General features: G+C 62.4%; 15 protein-coding genes. 12 read left to right on the top strand and 3 right to left on the bottom strand.

What is annotated here, in order from left to right; translation table 11 throughout:
- Positions 1-46: 46 nt before the first annotated feature.
- A complete protein-coding gene (locus CH249_RS13550; RefSeq protein WP_139278540.1) occupies positions 47-607 on the bottom strand; it encodes a hypothetical protein in 561 nt (186 codons plus the stop codon).
- 689 nt (positions 608-1,296) lie between these two features.
- Here CH249_RS13550 and CH249_RS13545 point away from each other — a divergent pair.
- From CH249_RS13545 to CH249_RS13505, 10 genes are all read left to right on the top strand, one after another.
- On the top strand, positions 1,297-1,995 hold the full coding sequence (locus tag CH249_RS13545) for a hypothetical protein (protein ID WP_015586069.1): 699 nt from the start codon (positions 1,297-1,299) through the stop codon (positions 1,993-1,995).
- Positions 1,996-2,872: 877 nt separating this feature from the next.
- Positions 2,873-3,787: a ParA family protein gene (locus CH249_RS13540; RefSeq protein ID WP_015586067.1), complete on the top strand. Its 915-nt coding sequence runs from the start codon at positions 2,873-2,875 to the stop codon at positions 3,785-3,787.
- Positions 3,784-4,503 (top strand): hypothetical protein, encoded by a 720-nt coding sequence (locus CH249_RS13535; RefSeq protein ID WP_032364990.1) that lies wholly within the window; start codon positions 3,784-3,786, stop codon positions 4,501-4,503. Before CH249_RS13540 ends, CH249_RS13535 begins: the two co-directional genes overlap by 4 nt.
- Before the next feature lie 460 nt (positions 4,504-4,963).
- Positions 4,964-5,134 carry a hypothetical protein gene (locus tag CH249_RS27885; protein WP_015586065.1) on the top strand — a complete coding sequence of 57 codons (171 nt, stop codon included), beginning with the start codon at positions 4,964-4,966 and terminating at the stop codon, positions 5,132-5,134.
- Between the two features lie 223 nt (positions 5,135-5,357).
- Positions 5,358-10,730: a telomere-binding protein gene (locus tag CH249_RS13530; protein ID WP_032364989.1), complete on the top strand. Its 5,373-nt coding sequence runs from the start codon at positions 5,358-5,360 to the stop codon at positions 10,728-10,730.
- Positions 10,731-10,733: 3 nt separating this feature from the next.
- Positions 10,734-11,384 (top strand): helix-turn-helix domain-containing protein, encoded by a 651-nt coding sequence (locus CH249_RS13525; protein ID WP_015586063.1) that lies wholly within the window; start codon positions 10,734-10,736, stop codon positions 11,382-11,384.
- A 103-nt stretch (positions 11,385-11,487) separates the two neighbouring features.
- Positions 11,488-11,613 carry a hypothetical protein gene (locus CH249_RS28400; RefSeq protein ID WP_254924250.1) on the top strand — a complete coding sequence of 42 codons (126 nt, stop codon included), beginning with the start codon at positions 11,488-11,490 and terminating at the stop codon, positions 11,611-11,613.
- A 6-nt stretch (positions 11,614-11,619) separates the two neighbouring features.
- Entirely contained in the window at positions 11,620-12,258 is a 639-nt protein-coding gene (locus CH249_RS13515; RefSeq protein ID WP_015586061.1) for a hypothetical protein, read from the top strand.
- A gap of 100 nt (positions 12,259-12,358) precedes the next feature.
- Positions 12,359-13,243: a CPBP family intramembrane glutamic endopeptidase gene (locus tag CH249_RS13510; protein WP_015586060.1), complete on the top strand. Its 885-nt coding sequence runs from the start codon at positions 12,359-12,361 to the stop codon at positions 13,241-13,243.
- Positions 13,243-13,863 (top strand): DUF2637 domain-containing protein, encoded by a 621-nt coding sequence (locus CH249_RS13505; RefSeq protein ID WP_015586059.1) that lies wholly within the window; start codon positions 13,243-13,245, stop codon positions 13,861-13,863. The genes CH249_RS13510 and CH249_RS13505 overlap by 1 nt, the downstream gene beginning before the upstream one ends.
- Before the next feature lie 13 nt (positions 13,864-13,876).
- Here CH249_RS13505 and CH249_RS13500 read toward each other — a convergent pair whose 3' ends face one another.
- Positions 13,877-14,878: a hypothetical protein gene (locus CH249_RS13500; RefSeq protein WP_072692241.1), complete on the bottom strand. Its 1,002-nt coding sequence runs from the start codon at positions 14,876-14,878 to the stop codon at positions 13,877-13,879.
- Between the two features lie 40 nt (positions 14,879-14,918).
- A complete protein-coding gene (locus CH249_RS13495) occupies positions 14,919-15,446 on the bottom strand; it encodes a hypothetical protein (RefSeq protein WP_015586057.1) in 528 nt (175 codons plus the stop codon).
- Between the two features lie 287 nt (positions 15,447-15,733).
- Between CH249_RS13495 and CH249_RS13490 the strand changes: the two genes are divergently transcribed.
- Positions 15,734-16,657 (top strand): DNA processing protein DprA, encoded by a 924-nt coding sequence (locus CH249_RS13490; protein ID WP_052047799.1) that lies wholly within the window; start codon positions 15,734-15,736, stop codon positions 16,655-16,657.
- 352 nt (positions 16,658-17,009) lie between these two features.
- Positions 17,010-18,005 carry a DUF4192 family protein gene (locus CH249_RS13485; RefSeq protein WP_015586055.1) on the top strand — a complete coding sequence of 332 codons (996 nt, stop codon included), beginning with the start codon at positions 17,010-17,012 and terminating at the stop codon, positions 18,003-18,005.
- Positions 18,006-18,235 lie beyond the last annotated feature (230 nt).

Raw genomic sequence — 18,235 nt, 5'->3', positions numbered from 1 at the left:
TGGCGGTCGATGTCTTTTCTTTGAGATTGCCGAACATGGGCATAGCTCAGTCACTTTCCGTTTGTGTCGTGGCGTCGAGGCCGAGATGTGCTTTGAGGGCAGTTCCGATGAGGTGGCTGCGGGAACGGGCCTTGAACTGGTCTTTCAGTTGATCGATGATCACCCAGTCATCGGCGTACAACCCGACCGTGACTCCCTTCTTCTCCGCCTTACCCTCAGACGGCTTCCCACCTACTCCCCTGGCGCGGAACAGACCTCCGCCGACCTTGCCTCCCGGAAACAGAAGGCTTTCGAGATCGCTGTGGACATCCTCGATAGCAGTGATGACCACCTCGCCGTGGGTTCTCCCTGTCCGTTTGCTCTCCTTCGCCAGACCGTGTGCAACCCCGACAGCAAGATGAACCGTCGACGGCACAATCGTGTCGTCGTGCCCCAATTCAGCTGCACCAGAGGATGTCTCCTCCTCGTTTGAACTCAACTGCACCACCTCCGCTGACATAGCACTTATCGATCCGGCCGGCGGCGGTGGCATGAAGGCTGCCCCGAGCGACTGTCGCGCAGGCGGAGATGTCGGCACGTTCGCACTCTCAGCGCTGTCGGTCCTCACTCACGATCCTTCCGATGTCCCCGTGTACCTGAGTCGCAGGCTTGAGTGCGACGTACGAGATATACCGGGTCTCCCGGACACCGCGAACAGCGTCGATCCGAACCGAACCCTGCAAAACGAACCCCGTGTTCGTCCCGCAAGAGGACCCCATCCCCTCCCCACCAGGACAAAGGCTATCTCCACCTCAACAACAGTGGTGATCAACACGCGGTACATAACATTTCAGTAACAAGGTAGTCGATCGCGCACTCGTTCAGTTCCGAAGCAAACGCGGCGCGGCACCGACCCCTGACGGTCCGTGCCGCAAGCAATGTCCTCTGCAACTTCTACGGGCCGTTGACTGACTCTCAACCGAACTGCACTCGGCGCTGCCTCTTGACTCCAAGACAAGTTGGATTATGATCACTGCCACGTGATCACAACACGATTTTGTTATCGTTTGACACTCATGTCGGACTGATGTGGTTCTCGTGACTCAGTGCTATTTGATTTGATGGCTTTCATGTGTGTCCACAATCTGCCGCCAATGTTTCTTCAACGCAGCGTCGTTCACCGACGATCTTGAACCGATCGCCATGCAGAGCTCACCAGGAAAACCACCACATCTACCTCTTCGGCCGTGGGCACAGTCATAGAACTGATGCCAGAGGGGTGGTGACACACCACCATTTACCTGCAACCATTGAACGATGAGCTTCTCCGACACCGCCACCGCGCCAGGCAGCGGCGTCGCAGCCCGAACGCTCGACGACCTACGATGGCACCGCGAGTTCCATCGTCAGTCCCAGTTTCGCTGGTGGGACACCGAGGCCGCGCTCGTTGCCACCGAATTCACTCGTGGACAGGACCAGTTCCACACAGTGCACGACCTGGCACAACTGGAGCGATGTCGGCTAGCGCTCGCCGACTACACCACGACCTGCCAGCGAGCCCTGGGCCGCGCCCTCAAACAGTCACAACACGTTCTCGACACGCAGAGCTGGACTTTCGCGACTGATGCGCTCCTGCTGTTGCCGTGGACATGCGAGCAGAGCAGCTACCTTGCGACCTGGGCCGACCCGCACGATCCGACAGCTCTGAGCAACCCTCAAGTCCGGCGCATTCAACGTTCCTGTGAGCGCATGATGTTCGGAAATCCCCTCATTCTTAGTTGGGAATTGAGCCACCTGTGGAGCCTCTACCGAGCCGCCGAGACACTGCTCGAAGACACCCTTGTAGATCTCACCGTTGAACTCTCAGAATCAGTCCCTGACGCCACCCTGCTGTGGGCCACCCAAATGGCGTCGAAGATCGGTCTGGAACAACGGATAGCCGAACAGCGAACGACCCGCGGAGAGCCTGGCGATCCCCGCCGCCGACTGCGTCAGAGCTATTCGGATCTACGCTGATTGGAACGCGAACAGTCCCCCGTTGACCTGGCGTCTTATGTGAAATTCGTGCCAGGCTCGCGTCGAACTACGTAGCAATCCTCGCACTCCCCTACCGATACCTCTCCCCTCAACACTTCGCTTGAGCCTTCGCGAAGCCAGCAGAGCCTGCGGATTGGGAGTCGCGGCCATGATCGCAGCTCGAATCGCACGCTGATTCGCACATATCGACGCTTTGTTGATCCGACATAACTACCCACTCTCGATCCCGTTCATCATCCCAGTGCTCTGCTCCCCTACCTCCGTTACCGTCTACCGGGCAATCATCCCAACACAATGGGCGTAGCACTTCGTAGTACTCCTCGCACAGTAAAGCGTTGGTTTCATCGCGTACTAAACCGCGTGTTTGAGGGCGTACAAATACGCTTGTTACACCGTTGGTTAATACGCGTAATACTACGCATGCAATACCGGGTATAACTCCGCACGTCAACACGCGGGTTAATTACCGTTTTGGTCAGCACATCAATGCCCGTGTTTCTTCACGTGTTAACAAGGGTGTTGATATGCGACTTAACGTGCGTATTGGTACGCTGTTACTAGGGCGCAGCACTACATGTTTTATTGCGCGTGTTTTGCCGCGTAAGAGTGCGAGCATTGATACGCATGGTGTTACGCGACTTAGACCGTGTTGACTGACGTGCGTGACTGGGCGTACTCTCGCGCACACAACCACGCACGACAACCTGCGCATCCGCCCGCACAAGAGCGTGCGGGACAAGTCGAGCCGCTCGCACGTACCGATTCGGCACCGTGAACGCCTCCCGGTCACGCTTCTCCACGGCAGCGCTCGAATAGATGCACGCGGATCCAGGACTCTGGAAGGAAGGTTCTATCGATGGCAATATCAAATTCCCTCGCAGTCACCCAAGGTAAAGGGGGAGTGGGCAAGACGACGGTTGTTGCCAACCTCGCAGGCCTGTTCGCCGCTGCCGGCTACCGTGTTCTCGTCGGGGAGTTCGACCCTCAGGGCAACCTGGCCCGCGATTTCGGTTACGAAAAGCAGTCCGGTGAAGAACTTCTGATGTCGTTGATGTCAGGCGGACAACCCCCGATCATCAAAGACGTCCGACCCGGTCTAGACGTCATTCCCGCTGGTCCTGCGCTCGTCGACGTTGCTGGCATGATGCTCTCCAGGCTCAGCCGCGGGGGCGAATCGCTGGGGCAGATCCTCCACAAAGTCCTTGCCCCGATCGTTCCCGACTACGACATTGTTCTCTTCGATACCCCGCCAGGCGACGTGATCATCGGTGATGCGGTGCTGTACTGCACGTCGTCCGTTCTCATCCCTACTCGCGCCGACGATGGCAGCCTCGACGGCCTCGACCGCGTCGCCGAGCGCTTCGCGCGTGCCCGGGAGCACAATCCGCAACTGAGATTGGCTGGCATGCTTCTGTTTGCGGTCGGCAGTAGGTCACAACGGCTCCAGGACCAGGTGAGGGAAAGTATTACGCAAGCCATTCCTGACACCATTGCCCCCATCTTCGGCACGACAATCCGCTACATGGAGAGCGCCGCTGCCGACGCGCGGCGGCATGGGCTCCTAGCTCACGAACTCGAAGGCGCTACTGCTAGCGCAAAGAAGGCTCGGTTGAAAGCGCTGAGGGACAAGGTGAAACCACCCAGCCTTCTGCTCTCTCGGGATGCAACCGGGTTGGCGGATGACTACGAGGCCCTAGCAGCTGAGGTCTTGCAACGCTTGGCCGAGCTTGCTGCCGAAGCCGATCACGCAGAAGAGGTAGCACCCGCATGAGCACCACTGATCGCAAGAAGCGACCCAGCCTGGCGGACCAATTCGACAAGCCCGCTCCCCGTGGATCTGGCCTCGCCAACATTTTCCCTCGCAATGGAACGGGTTCCCTCGCCAGGCCTGCCGCAGTGGAACCACGCTCGACCGACGTGGCTGCCGAAAGAGCCGTCGACGAGCCGCACGTACAGGCTCCGGACGTGACATCTGCACCGGATGCTCCTGTAGCACCTGCACCAGAGCCTCCGACCGAGGTTGCTACATCTGCCTCGCCCTCCGGGGGCAGCACTGCCGCAACCGAGGACGTAGCCACCACACCCGAAACCGGGGCCGACACCGCTACAGCGGAGCCGTTGGCTGCGATTGTCGGTGATGAAGATGTGCGCCCGATCGCGGTCTACGTTCCCGCGACGGTCAAAGAGGCCTGGAAGACGCGATCTCAGCGGGAGAAGAAGTCCTACGGCGAGATCGTCGAGGATGCCTTCGCCGCGCACACCCCGGAAACCTTGGTTCGCCTCTTCGCCCCTCGCGCCGTCGAATCGCCACGCGGTGGCATGCCGCGTCTGGCCCGCCCGAAGGTCGCGAGCGGGGGAGTGGAGGTGCGTCCACATCTGTGGGTAGCCCAGACCCGATGGATAGACGAGCAGGTAGAAGCAAGTCCGCTCATCCCCTCACGAAGCGCGCTGATTGCTGCGGTCGTTGAGGACTATCTGATCTCTTGATCCGCCGGGCCAGAGCGTCTTGCTCCTGGCTCCCCACCGTGCTCCCCACCATGCTCCCCACTCCGGTGGGGAGCGTTTTTTTGCCTTTGAGCTGCCCTTATCTCCATGCTCCCCATGCTCCCCACATAAAAGAGCCAAGGTCACGCGTATATCGATGAAGGGGCTTGCGCAGCGGGTCGGTTCGACGAGCTGGGGTGTTCGTCGTGTCCGGTGCCGCAGAGACAATGTCGAGAGATTTCGCCACTTCTGTCACAGAGGTAGATCGAGACGGATCTACCTGTCATGTGTGGTGCGAGGGCGGGTACGGACGAGGTGCGGAGGAACATGTGAACGTGGCACGACAGGCAGGCGACACACCGGATGTCGCGGCCTCCCTGTTTCTGTTACCGAATCCGTTTAATGTGATCGCATGGCTGGAAGCAAACCTGGGAGAGAGTCGAAGGGCCCTCGCATACCCGCAATGGTGCGCACGCCCGACACGCAGTATGCGCATTACAAAAACGAGGCCGACGCCCTTGGCCTCGACCTCAGCGACTACTACGTCTATGTCATGGCGCTGCACCATGATCTACCCATGCCGCATTACATCCAAGATCGAATCGATCCCGCACAGTACAAGCTGGGCGCGTGATGACCTACCCCTAGACAGTGAAAAACCCCCCTCGTGCTTGGCGGCGAGAAGGGGGGTCTTCCGGATTCACAAGTGAGCGAATCGCTCCGCTCCAACCACCCACCGGGAACAACCACGAACACGACAGGAGGTGTATTGACATCATAGCTCAGTACCCCTGCCTCGCCGTGATTTGCGCTCCGAACCCAGCGCGCGTCGTACATCTACGTGTCGGCGGTGAGTCGTGACGTCACCGACTCCCAACCGCGGCCACATGTGGTCGATGGACAACATCCGTCCACGCCTCGAGCAGCTCGGCGGCTTCAAAGCCACATCGAGTACCCAGTTTCAGGCGAGATGCCCCGTTCACGACGACCGTCACGCTTCGCTGTCTGTCACCTGGACTCCGGGCCACCACGGTTCTGGAATGGTGCTGCTGCGGTGCCATGGCTGCTCAGCGACGGCCGCAGAAATCGCCGAGCGTCTCGATATCGGTGTGTCCGATCTGTTCGACGAACCCTTGCCGAGTCGGGATCCGAGCGCACCGCGTGTCGGTAGATCCCCGCAGCAACGGGCAGCGGGCAAACGACGTGGGCGTCTGGGGCGTCTGCCTGCTCGGATTGCCGGTCCGATGCCGGAGCCCGAGGTCGAGCACTCTTGGTCGGAAGTTGCGCGCTATCCCTACACCGATGCCGACAGCGTATTGGTGCAGGAGGTCATCCGCGAGGAGTGCACCTCGTGCGGCGTCAAACACAAACGATTCCGGCAGTTGTTCGTCGGTCCGAATCGCACGTACGTCAAACGTAAGCCTGCGGTGTTCACTCCGGTCCTGTTCGCGATGCCGCAGCTGCAAGCGGCGCTGTCGGCCGGCCAGCCGGTGTGGCTGCTCGAGGGCGAAAAGGATGTCGAGACCGCGATGCGTCTCGGTCTGTGCGCGACCACGAATGCCCAGGGTGGCCTGAACTTTCCGCCACAGCTCGCCGAGGTGTTCGCCGGTGCCGCAGTGCGCGTTGTGCTCGATCGTGACGCCGCAGGATACGAGCGCGGCATCGAACTGGCGTCGCTGCTCGGCGCAGTTGATGCCGAGGTACAACTGCTGCTACCCGGCACAACAGATGACAAATCAGACTTCACAGATCACGTCGAGGCCCAGCTGTGGGATCCGGACGATATGTGGAACGGGTTGATTCCCGTCCATGTCGGTGAGGTTGCGGCACATGCTGCGCTGGCCAAGCTGCGCGGCAAGGCCGCCGAGGTCGAAAAGGCGGCTCAGGAAGCGGCTGCGCGTGCCGAGCGCGGGCGAGTATCAGGTCACCAGGATGAGTGCGCAGACGAGATCCGCCTCGCTGGGCGCTGGGCCGTCGAGGCGGAGCGCCTGTTCGAGCCGTTGAGCGAAGCCGTCGATGCGGTGCGTAGTTTCGCTGCCGCTGAGGGCACGAAGTGGTCGCAAGAAGCGGTCGATGCCGCTACCGCTGTGTGGCGTACTGCCCGCACGGCTGCCCGTGCCGCACACGATATTTCGCGCACTCCGATTCCACCGCTGCTGCACGACGAGGACGAGCACGACGCGGTGCCGCCGGCGACCGGATCCAGCCACATCGACGCCGGTGAATCGACACATCCGCTCCCTGACGGACCCCGACTGCACCTGGTCGGGGCGGCCACCCGCGGCGCTCAGATATCTGCACCGACGTATCGGGTCGTAGAGGGAAGCCTCGTCGAAATCGTCACCAACCGAGATGGCGAGCAGACCGCCAAAATGGTGCTCAGCATCGATGCTCGGATCGTGGAGATGGAATACCTCGAATCGCAGGACGACGGCCTCGACGTCGACGCACCGACCCTGCTCGGACGCGAAGATATCGTCGGGCAGCGGGAAGCCAATCCGCCGTCGCCCGAACAGCTTTCCGCTGTCGTCATCGGGTACACCCATCCCGATACGGGCGAGTTCATGCGTATGCGGGTGGACGCACAGGACTATCGGGACTGCACCTGGGCGGATTCTCTTCCCGGGCCGCCGACGTACGACTCCAAACCCTCTGGAATCGCCAAACTTCGCGACGCCCTGAAAGTGGCGGGTGGAGTGACGATTGCCCGGACGGTTCGATTCCGTTCCACCGGTTGGCGTAAGGACCGAAACGACGAGTGGTTCTACGTGCACGCGGGTGGCGCTATCAGTGCTGCCGGTGCCCGTGTTGCGCCGGTTCTGCTCAGTGGACCGCTCTCGCGTTACGACCTGCCGTGCCCGATCGCCGATGCACCTCGATTGCGTGATGCCTTCATGGTCGATTCGGGATCGATGCTGACGCGTCTGCCGGTGCGAATCGCTGCTCCGTTGCTCGGGCACGTCTTTCGCGCGGCCTTGGGACCCAACCCCTGGGTTCTTTCGCTCATTGGTTCGCCCGGTTCGTACAAGACCTCGATCGCGTCGATCGCGATGCATCACTTCGGTGAGCTGTGGGATCGTCGGCGGCCGGCATCGTCGATGTCAGGTAACGGTGACACTCTCAATGCGCTTCGCATCAAACTGAATTCGTCGAAAGATGCGCTGTACTGGGCCGATGATGTCGCTCCCACACGAGACTGGGGGGCTGCACAGAAAGCGCTCGAAGAGTTCGCGCGCATGGTCCACAACGGCGAACAACGGAGCCGTTCCAGTCGCGACGGGTTGAGCATCCTCGACGGCACCGCCCCCCGATCGTCCGCGATGGTGACCTCCGAGGTCATGCCTCGACCAGGGTCCGGCGCTCAGCGCATGTTGGTGGTGCCGTTGCAGTCCGACGAGATCGAACTCGACGAGCTGATTCGACTCGACAGTGAGCAGTCTCGACATGGACGCGCCCTGCTGATGGCCTCGTTCCTGCAGTGGTTGTGCCCCCGCCTCGAGGAACTGCGGGAAAAGGTCTTCAACGAGGGCGCGCACTACGCCGAGGGCTTACGTGAGCAGGGTGAGACCGTGCGCCAGGCCGAAGCGGTCGGTGCAGTGTGGGCAGGGTGGCAGGCGTTCACCGCTTTTCTGCTCGATGTCGGCGCGCTCGATGCCGATGAGGTCGAGCAAGTTCTCGACGTCGTCGACGGCGGATTGCACGACGCGGTCGTCGCTGCGGCCGATCCCGATCTGCCTTCACGTACCGGGGCGCGGGTGCGCGAGCTCCTTGCGCACGCACTGCGTACCGGGTTGGCCTACGTCGACGACGTTCGTACCGGTGAAGCACCCGACCGCCCGCTCGCCGGCCGGTTGGGGTGGCGACGGACGTTGGTCTCGGACTATCAGGACGTCAAGAAGTACCGCGAAGACGCACGCGGGATCCGGTTGGGGTACGTGCTCACCGACCCCGGACCACGCGACGGTGAAGCGCAGCTGTTGATCGAATCGACTGCCCTCGAACAGGTTCTGAAAGCCGCGGCATCGACGATGTCCGATGCTCCACAGATCGATCGAGGCACGGCGCTGCGGGCCCTCTACGACGAGGGAGTTCTGATCGCCGAGGAACGCGCAGGCAAGACACCCCGTTACACCGTCCAACGCACCATCCATTGTGAGGAACGGCGGCAGCGGATGACCGCTCTCCGTCTGTGGGCGATCCTCGGCGACGGCCCCGACGACGGTCAGATCGGCATCTTCGACGCTGATGGCGGACCCGACGATGCACCGGACGGTACGACACCGAGCGACGTTCCGGGTTCGACCTCCGCAGTGGCCGACCTCGCGACGTTGTTCTCGGTATCGAACAGCGACACCTCATCGACGACGGGCAGCTCTCGTGCCAACGACGCGGAAGCTACGTCTGACAACTCCGAACAGGAGGACATTCCAGTGGGAAGCTACCCCGATGCCGAGGGCCATATCGCTGTGGCAGAACATATTTCGCCGAGCGTCCCGTGCGTGAAGTGCGGAGTGGGCTCGGGCCTTCGCTTCGATGGCCACGTTCTGCACGCGCAGTGCTGGTTCGGAAGCACAGCTGCCTCCCGCGCTGCACTGGTTGCCGATACCGCAGCCGCAGCGAAGCCGCCTGCACCCGCCTCCACTGGCCCGCGGCCGTCGAACGAACCTGCTCGTCGAGCTGCTTCCGAGGCCGCCGAGTCGAGTGCTCCTACGGTTGCGCAACCCAGTGCGCCGCTCGAGACCACGCAGCCTCGGCGTTCAGCTCCCGCGAAGACCGCGGCCAACCCGTTCGCTGCCCCTGCCGCCGTCCTGGACGTCGATGGCATTTGGATGCCCGACGGAAGTCGAATCAATTTGCCACAGAACATCTCTCACGTCGGTCATGTCGCCGCGCTGGTGCAGGAGCTGCGTCTGGGCACTCAGACTTCGTCGTGGCAGAGCGAACCGGGACAGATCTGGGTGACCGCGGCGATGACCGAGAAGTTCGGGGTGGATCTGAGCACGCTGAGCGACGATCCGTCGCAGCGACGCAAAGACGTCGGCGAGGCCACTGCCGGCACAGCGTTCGTCACAGATGCAATCGCCGACGGTTGGACCCTGGGCAAGCCCGGTGACCGGCTCGGTGCGTGGACCCGTGTGTGGCGCACCCAGGGCGAGCACCGCGGTGTGTGGGTCGTCCTGGCTGCCGGCATGAACGCCGATCCACGCGATATCCCTATTCTCGGAGACCGACCGTCCCCGAGCAAACTCGCGCGTCGATTGTCGCTGTTCGCCAGCGCGTTGAAGATGCCGTGGGTGATCACCCCGCAGTCCACAGGTTTCGACCTGATGATCTCGACTCGATTCAAGGACCGCGAGCGGATGTTCGGGGCACAGACTCCCGTCGGCCCGGCCACCATCAGCTCCCTCGAGGACGATTACGCATGGTCCCGCAAACCGACCAGCGACGAGACATCGATGATCTACGTCCACGCGTACGACCGAGGAGGCTCGCATGCTGCGGGAATCGCCGGTTTGGAGATGCCGATCGGATCGGCCACTCATCATCCAGACGGGCGAGCGTTCGACAAGAAGCTGCCGGGCTATTGGCGGGTAGAGGTTCCCGAGGCAGGGGACTGGCGCATCCCACATCCATTGATGCCTCTCGGCGGCCGGCCGGGCCTGCTGTGGGTGACCACACCGAGTCTGCAGGTCGCCGGAGAACTCGGCTACGAGCTCGAACCTGTCGAGGCCTACGTGTGGAACGAACATGGCCGAGTACTCGATCCGTGGTACGAGCGAATCCGGGACGCACGAACAGCTTTGGACGTCGACGACGTCGACGCTCAGTTGGCCAGAGATCTGCTCAAGGGCGTCTACACGCGCACGATCGGCCAGATGGGGTCCTCGGTTCATATGACCGGACGAGCAGGTTTCTCGCCTGAGCGACGCCATCACATCATCGCCAAAGCGCGGGCGAACATCACTCGTCGCATCGTCAAGATCGGCACCGTCTCCGACCGGTGGCCGGTGGCCATCACGAACGACACGGTTCTCTACACCAGCAACGATCCGGATCCGATCGCGTCCTGGCCTGGGGAGGACAAGCAGCTCGGTCGAGGGTTCGGCCAATACAAGTGGGAGGGCTCCGCTCGACTCGGCGATCATCTCGAGTTCCTCGTCGGTGGCCGCTACAAGGGCAAGGAAGCGCTGACGATGAACTGGGATGCCACGACAGGCAAGGGGGAATAGCCAATGGCCGGGCGCAAGCATGCTGGCTTCAAAGAGAACCTGGAAGCAGACGAACGCCGACGCAGCTCACTGTTCCAGGGCTTGACGGGCAGGCGTGGTGCCGATGTCTCCGGCAAGGCCGGCACCACCCCTGACATGCGTGGGATGCTCCTCGCCGCGTACGGCCCGGGCACTCGGGGCGGGGTGAACACTGCCGCAGCTGCGCGCGATCTCGGAGTCTCACGTCGTACGGTGGAACGCTGGGTTGCCGCCGAGGGACGCCAGCGAATCTCGAAGCCGAAGGCCGAGACTCTGAGCAAGCTCACCACCAAGTCGCGGCAGGCAGCGACGACGCAACAGGGCCGGCGCGCCGCCATCAAAGCTGTCCGAGAGAGCAAACAGGGCAAGTCGATCGCCAAATACGGTGCGCGCGTACAGATCAAGGGCCGACAAGGCGTCGCCGGTGGGGGAGGGTTCTACATTCGCAATCGTTCCATCCAGATCCCCCCGGATCAGAGTGGTATGTCGCCATCCGATGTCGAGTCGATGTGGTCGGCGTACGAACGCGGCGGCGACAAAGCGCTCTCGAAGTGGCTCAGCGGCTACGCCAGCGATCGGTACGTCGACGGATGGACCTTCGAGAGCATCGACAACATCTCCATCGACCCGGTCTGACCATAAGAGTCTGCGAGTTCAGGTGTTCGGAGTGTCCGGTGCAACCGCTACGGTATCGGTGGAATCGCGCACGGCAGCGCTCTGCAGGAGGGATCAGAAAGACATGTTCGAGACCAAGTCTCAGCAGTGGAAGACCCGCGTCGTTTCTGCGTTGGCGGGTCTGATCCTCGTCAGCATGGCTGTGCAGGCCAAAATGGGATACGGCGTCTTTCTCGGACCACTCCATTAGAGCGACATGAACCCGAAGCGGCCGCGGTGGACCAAACGACAGCTCGAGGTCGCATTCACCGCGTGCTACGGCCCCTTGGTCAACGGTGGTGTCGATATCGACTATGTCGCAGCGGCATTCGGGGTGACTCGCCGTACCGTTCAGCGTTGGCTGCAGGGCTCACCTCGCGCTCGAGCGGCCATTCCCGTCCGCCGGTTGCAGCAACTTCAATTTCCCCTTCCTGAAATCCGACGTGTCGAACAGCAGACCCTCGACAATGCACGAACTGTCTTGACCGGGCTCGATCTTCCCCGTGGCCGCGGTGTCCGCAAGGAATGGCGAGAGCGACGATGGCTGGACCCCCATGTCGTGGCGATCCTCCGTCCCCACGGCTCTCCGGACCTGCGGCAGGTAGCGATCGCCAGAGGCGCACCACGCCCCGTCGCGGCACTACATAAGCGGGGCCCGCTCGATGACTTCGTCACCGTTCCCACCCGTTTCCACGCCGACGCCCTCGTCGGTGAACTGCTCGACCGCGTCGGCCCATGGCGGCTCTATCCGGACGACCGTGTCGTCGAGCTCGGCCGAACCCGCGTGTGGGCCGCATGGGCACCACCGATCGACCTACCCGCTATTGCCCGCGGTGCGGGCCTACTCGACAACTGATCAGCCTCGACCGCCGTACCCACGCTCAGTACTCGTATCCGCACCCATGACTGTCCTGTGTCGCCGCGACGAGAGAATGTCAAAGAAAGAGTGAATCGCGATGAATCGCAACAACAACTGGAACTCAAGCCTGTATATCGCTGCTGTTCCGCTCGGGCTTGCTGCCGCCTACCTAGTCGTGTGTTGGCCTTTCGAGGCATTAGTCTCGGTTCAGAGGCATCTCGGTACCGGATCCGAGGTAGTCACCGAGTCGACCCCGCCGACGATGCCCGGCGCTCAAATTGGCTTCCTAATTCTCTTCTTCGCCGCAGTTGCCGGTCTCGCTCTCGTCGCGGCGGTGCGCCGGTTCATCGAACCGAACGAGACCGAACCGAACAGCTTCCCTGGGACGTGGCGAGCGCGGACGCTGATGAGTGCAGGATTGTTCCCCATCGGCCTGTGCATGGCCTCGTTGCTGTCCCCCGAGGATGCCGAAAACCTTTCGCGCACCAGTGACTACGGCAACCCGGCACAATGGTGGAACAGTGCGCACCTTCTCGTCGCCGGCTTGGCCGAGGAACCGTTCTTCAGTGCGCTTCCGGTCTTGTTGCTCTTCGGGGTCGTCGGACTGGTCTGGCGCGTCCAGCCGTGGATGCTCGGCATCGTCATCGCGAGCTCAGCTCTGTTTCGAGCCTCCATCCATCTGTACCAGGGAACAGGGCAAGCGTTGTCGGCGTTCGTATGGGGCGCTGTGGCCGTCTACGTCTACTATCGACTCCGCAGTCTCACGGGACTCGTTCTGGCCCATACAGCTTGGAATGCATTCGTCATTGCGAACAATGGTGACTACACCGCGGCTCAGATAGTGATCGGCGGGTGTATCGCATTCACCGCCCTGTGGTCGATTTACCGACTGTCGAACACACCCACCCTCAAGCACGCCGATCTAGCACGCCCGACGGCAGCGGCCGGCCACTTTTCGATCACCACCAGCGAAGGACATTGATGAGGAATCTGACAACCATCAAACGTTGCGCGGTGATCGGCAATGCGGTGATCGGTATCAGCGCCTTCACAAAGAGCGGAATATCGTTGTGGCAGCTCGCTACTGCCAGCGGATACCCGGCAACACTGGGATGGGTTCTGCCACTGGTGCTCGACGGAATGGTAATCCTCGCAACACTCATGCTCGTCGTCGACGCCTCACACCGCTGGTTCGCGTGGGCCTTGCTGATTCTCGGGTCGATCGCATCGACGGCCGGCAACATCGTGCACGTCTCGATGGTGGACTACAGCTCGACCTTCACCGTGGCCGCGCTGGCCGCTGCTGCGCCGCCGCTGGTGCTGCTGGTCACCACGCACCTGATGATCCAGCTGGTCCGACTCGAAGCATCAGCTGTAGACGACAGCACCGACCAGCGTCACTCGGCCCCGAACAGCTCCACAGAGGCCGAAACAGCCGTTCTGTGTGTCCACGTCCTGAAACTGGCCAGCGAAGGCCACGAGCACGCTGCAGTGGCCACCAAGACCGGGCTACCCATTGAGGTCGTCGACGCAGTCATCGCAGCCGCCGAGGACGAACTCCAGATCGGCTCTGAGGAGGATCGATACCTCGCCCCGGCATGAGTTCCCCGTCGGTCTACTTCATTCGCGAGCTCAGTTCGTCGAAGAATGCTGCGAGCATCGACGGCGCGTCGGGGCTCTCGAACTCTTTGCCCCCGAACCGATAGACCTCGTATCCCGCTAGCCGGAGACGTCGGTCTTCGGTGACCATCTCGGCGTACAGCTGCGTGCTGGCGCGGCCGTCTTCGTTGGCGTAGTGCTGACGACCGTCGACCTCGATGACGACGCGTTTTCTTGCACTGAAGAGCAGCAAGAAGTCCATGCGTTGGCGTTCGAGGGGACTGCTGCCCTTGCGTTGATACTTGGTGTACGGGTCGTAGTGGAGGTAGACCTGCGGGATCAGAGCGGGAATACCGAAGCCGTGCTCTCCGTATCGACGTGAGTAGACGTCCAAGACCATCCGCTCGGGTTCGTTCTTACCGAGGCTCTCTCGCAGCCGTTTGTACAGTGACCGCCCGACATCGCGATCGTCCGTGTCTGCCATTGCTTGGTGCTCACGCCACCACTGAATCAGCTCCTGAAAGGACAGGCCGGCCTCGGTTATCGGTCTGTCGTAGACCAGGCAGAACTCAGCATTCTTGGTGATCAGGATGTCGTTGCTGACCGCGTCGCGGAGCACCATCTCCGGTTTGGGACCATTGGCCGCGAAAATGAGGTTCTTTGCGGGAGAATCGACACCGCTGGAGCCCTTTTCGTACTCTGCGATCAGCACCGCGAGCCCGTGGTCCGCGACGTCGCATTCTGCAAGCACGCGACGCGCCAGTGCGACGAGCTGGGGGATCTCGAATCCTACGAGGTAACCATCGATCAGCGACCGCTTGGTGTCGGCCTCAACCGGGGTACCTGTACCTGCCCACGTCAGGTCGAGTTCGTCGGGTAGGACCACTTCGAGGGCGGCTCGCGAGAACCCATAGATCAAGGTGTCCTCGATCGCCGACCTGAGCGTTCTGGTCGACACGATCACCCGTCGCGGCGGCTCCTCCGAGAGGCCGGCCGCAAGTGAATCCCAGAAGCTCATCGGTCAGAGGCTCCGCGGGCGGCCATGTTGAGCGGAGCGCTTACCGGCGTCGATGGCCTGGATCCAAACGAACTTCGGCGAGAATCGCCCAGAGCTTGGCGTCGTCGCCGTCGTCTCGGTGATCGGCGATGGCCTGCACGAGGGTGTTGATGACCTCACGAGAGCGTGGATTGAATCCGGCAGCTCGCGCACCAGCCCAGGCCAGGGGGTCGTCGACCACCTTGTCGAGCCTGTCGAGGGCGTGGATACACAGGTCGTGGAACTTGCCGGCACGTTTGTATTGGGCGTCGTCGAGTTCGCCGGTATCGAGCGCTGCTGCTGCTTGCTCGACGTAGACATCGATGATCGCGTTTGCGCGATCGTTGAGCTGCGGATCGAAAGTGAGGGTGTTCCAGAATGCACGCCAATTGGCTGTATCGCCGGCGGTGTTCGAGCGCGGCAGGAGGTTGTCACGAATGATCGCAGCCAGTTCCGGGTCCGTCAGTTCGCTGATCGCTCGGGCGTCGGCGGAATTCGAGGGGAGCGGGGCCGGCGTCTTGCTTCGACGCCATGGCTCGGGCTCGGTCATGTGTGCAGCTTCCCTCTCGAACGTCGCGGTTGGTGCGTTTTTCGTCGGCGGCCCGTGAGATCTGCTCCGGTATTTGTATCACTCGAACAGGACACTTCGGTCTGCTCTTTTGGCCGCTTCGTGAACTTACCGCCCGGCGCACCCGCTGTCCCCGGCACCGGGTGCGCCGGGGACATTTTCGCTTGTCAGGTGCTGTTTTTGTCGGTGTGTCGGGGTAGGTTCGAGTTGTTCTGTTGATCGGGCGGACTGACCATCTGCCCTTGTGTTAGCCCTGGGAGGGTTTCGTCGTGAGCGGTGTGTCGAGCGAGAACGCGGTGTCGGGTAGCGAGATGGTGTGGCGTGAGCGTGTTGCGTGGGCGTATCTCGCTCACGTGGCGCGGGGGCAGGGCTCGTTGGTGCATCTGGCGGTGTCCTTATCGGGCGTGGAGGCTGCAGCCGAGGCTGTGCGGCATCGGGAGGTGTCGGAGGACTTGTTGCGTGCGACGGCTCGCTCGTGGGACTACTCAGGTGCCGAGGCAGACCTCGAGACGGCGGCAACGCTGGGAGCACGATTGGTCACTCCTGCGGACGCTGAGTGGCCGCAGCGGCTGCGGATGGCCGGATGGCTGGAGGGATCGACTCCGGTCGCTCTGTGGGTTCGTGGACAGGGCGCGCTGCCCGGTGCTGATGTGTCGGCGGTGGCGCTCACCGGCACCCGGGCTGCGACCGCTTACGGCGAGCATGTCGCGTCGGAATTTGCCGGGGATCTGGCGATGCGTGGGGTGGCGGTCCTGTCGGGCAGCGGGTTCGGGATCGAGGGAGCGGTGTTGCGGGCAGCGTTGGGGGTCGGTGCAGGACCGGTAGCGGTAATGCCGTGCGGCTTGGATCGGGCGTATCCGTCCGGTCACGCTCGGTTGCTCGAGCGCGTCGCGGAACAGGGTGTGGTGGTGAGCGAGTACTCGTTCGGTGCAGAGCCTCGACGAGAACGATTCAACGGGAGTGGCGCGCTGCTGGCGGCTCTCTCCGATGCGGTAGTGGTGCCCGAGGCCGGGTCACGCGGACGTGCACTGTCTGTGGCCAGGGAAGTGCACAGGCTCGGGCGGGCGGTGTACGCGGTACCAGGGCCGGTCACCTCCGCAGCGTCGAACGGATGCCATACGTTGATCATCGACGGTGTGGCGCGTCTTGCAATGTCGGCTGCTGGCGTGTGTGCTGATCCGAACGTCTCCTGATCGGCTCGACACCGATCCGAAAGTGTGGTCGGGTATGGACGTGAGCCCTAGATGGGCCTCGGAAGCCGACTCCGCTCCCGAGGAGTTAGAGCGAGAGCCTTTGTCGCTCTGATCCTTTCGCTTCTCCCTAGACGTTCGACAACAGGCTCGCCCAGCGAAACACATGGGCGGGCCTGTTGTCTTTCCCCACCGAGCCCCGGCGCACTCGGTGCGGTCCCCGGCACCGAGTGCGCCGGGGACCAAATGTGTTGCGCGTGAGCCGTTCTTGTCGGTGGTCTCGGCTAGATTGTGGGTGTTCTGTTGATCGGGCGGACTGACCATCTGCCCCTGTGCCCTGAAAGGGGTTTGTCCGATGTCCTCTGTTTTTCGTATCTCCTCACCCGCTGATGCTGTTGCCGTGGCCGTGATGCTGGTCCGCTACGTTCCCGAGAACGAAATGGTGGTGTTCACCCCAAACTCGACAGGCGGGGCCGTCATGGCCTGCCCGCTGGGGGAGGAAGCGCCGATCGGTGGTGCCCCGTTGCTGGTGCCCAGCGGTCACCCCGTGCGTGATCTATCCGGACCGCGCGTGGTGGTCGTGTTCGGCAGTGACACACACGCCGATGCGGCATCGATGGCCGTTCTCCACGAGTTCTCGGGCGATGACGTTGCTGTGTTCCAGTTCCACGAGGGACGTGCGCGCCGCTACTTGATGAACGGGGTACTGGCGGGACCGCACGAGGTCGGCGAGGCGGTCGACCTGACGGCTCACCCCTACGTGGTCGGAGCGTTGCTCGAGGGGCAGGTACGTCTGGCCTCTCGCGCCCAAATCCGCGCGGGCTTCGTTGCCGAACAGTTCGGTGCCGAACGCGCCGCGAGTGTGGTGGACATGATGCGGGCTGCACGCGGGGCGTTCCCGGCAGTAGGGCCGATCTCGGCCGCAGAGACCATCCACCGCGAGGTACTCGCCGGGTATCTCGATTCAGGCAACCGCGGAATCGAGATATCGGATTACCACGCTGCGATGCTCGCAGCCGCCGCCTCTGACGTGCGCGTGCGCGATGTGCTGTTCGTTCACTTCACCGAAGCCAACGCCGCAGTCCTCGGCGAACTGTGGCGGCAGGTTGGCGCGGTGTTGCCCGCCAGCGAGGCAGGCCCCGCCTTCGTCCTCGCTTCGCTGAGTTACTGGATCGGACGGGAGGCGGTGCCGGCGCGGGAGGCAATGAACGTTGCCCGTGGGCTCGCCCCCGATCATTCCTTGGGGCAGCTGCTCGAACGCGCATACAACGCGGGAATCAACCCGGCGCTGTGGGAGCAGATTCGGCCCGCTGCGCTCGATGCAGAATCCGAGCGATCCCGTAACGAATGACTTGAATGCGATTGATCCGAAACCGGTTTCGCTGAATACACCATGCATCGGCGAGCCGGTTTCGGTTCGACCGCCCTCGAAAAATTCTCGATTGCAAATTGCAAATTGAGCGCGATCGAATAACAGATGCAACCGCGAAGGCGCGCAGCGCTTCGACCGAGTCCGCGAGTTCTTCGGAACGGCTTGCCGTTTCGCCTGCAGCGGCGGGCGCGCAGCGCCCAGCCCCAGCC

The sequence above is a fragment of the Rhodococcus sp. 05-2255-3B1 genome (genome assembly GCF_002258545.1).
Taxonomy (GTDB): domain Bacteria; phylum Actinomycetota; class Actinomycetes; order Mycobacteriales; family Mycobacteriaceae; genus Rhodococcoides.
The sequence above is the reverse complement of the archived record's forward strand: the minus strand, read 5'-3'. Positions and strand labels throughout refer to the sequence as shown.

Coding starts and splice junctions, on each gene's coding strand:
- CH249_RS13545 (WP_015586069.1), top strand. CDS start 1,297: ATGAGCTTCTCCGACACCGCCACCGCGCCAGGCAGCGGCGTCGCAGCC.
- CH249_RS13540 (WP_015586067.1), top strand. CDS start 2,873: ATGGCAATATCAAATTCCCTCGCAGTCACCCAAGGTAAAGGGGGAGTG.
- CH249_RS13535 (WP_032364990.1), top strand. CDS start 3,784: ATGAGCACCACTGATCGCAAGAAGCGACCCAGCCTGGCGGACCAATTC.
- CH249_RS27885 (WP_015586065.1), top strand. CDS start 4,964: ATGGTGCGCACGCCCGACACGCAGTATGCGCATTACAAAAACGAGGCC.
- CH249_RS13525 (WP_015586063.1), top strand. CDS start 10,734: ATGGCCGGGCGCAAGCATGCTGGCTTCAAAGAGAACCTGGAAGCAGAC.
- CH249_RS28400 (WP_254924250.1), top strand. CDS start 11,488: ATGTTCGAGACCAAGTCTCAGCAGTGGAAGACCCGCGTCGTTTCTGCG.
- CH249_RS13515 (WP_015586061.1), top strand. CDS start 11,620: ATGAACCCGAAGCGGCCGCGGTGGACCAAACGACAGCTCGAGGTCGCA.
- CH249_RS13510 (WP_015586060.1), top strand. CDS start 12,359: ATGAATCGCAACAACAACTGGAACTCAAGCCTGTATATCGCTGCTGTT.
- CH249_RS13505 (WP_015586059.1), top strand. CDS start 13,243: ATGAGGAATCTGACAACCATCAAACGTTGCGCGGTGATCGGCAATGCG.
- CH249_RS13500 (WP_072692241.1), bottom strand. CDS start 14,878: ATGAGCTTCTGGGATTCACTTGCGGCCGGCCTCTCGGAGGAGCCGCCG.
- CH249_RS13495 (WP_015586057.1), bottom strand. CDS start 15,446: ATGACCGAGCCCGAGCCATGGCGTCGAAGCAAGACGCCGGCCCCGCTC.
- CH249_RS13485 (WP_015586055.1), top strand. CDS start 17,010: ATGTCCTCTGTTTTTCGTATCTCCTCACCCGCTGATGCTGTTGCCGTG.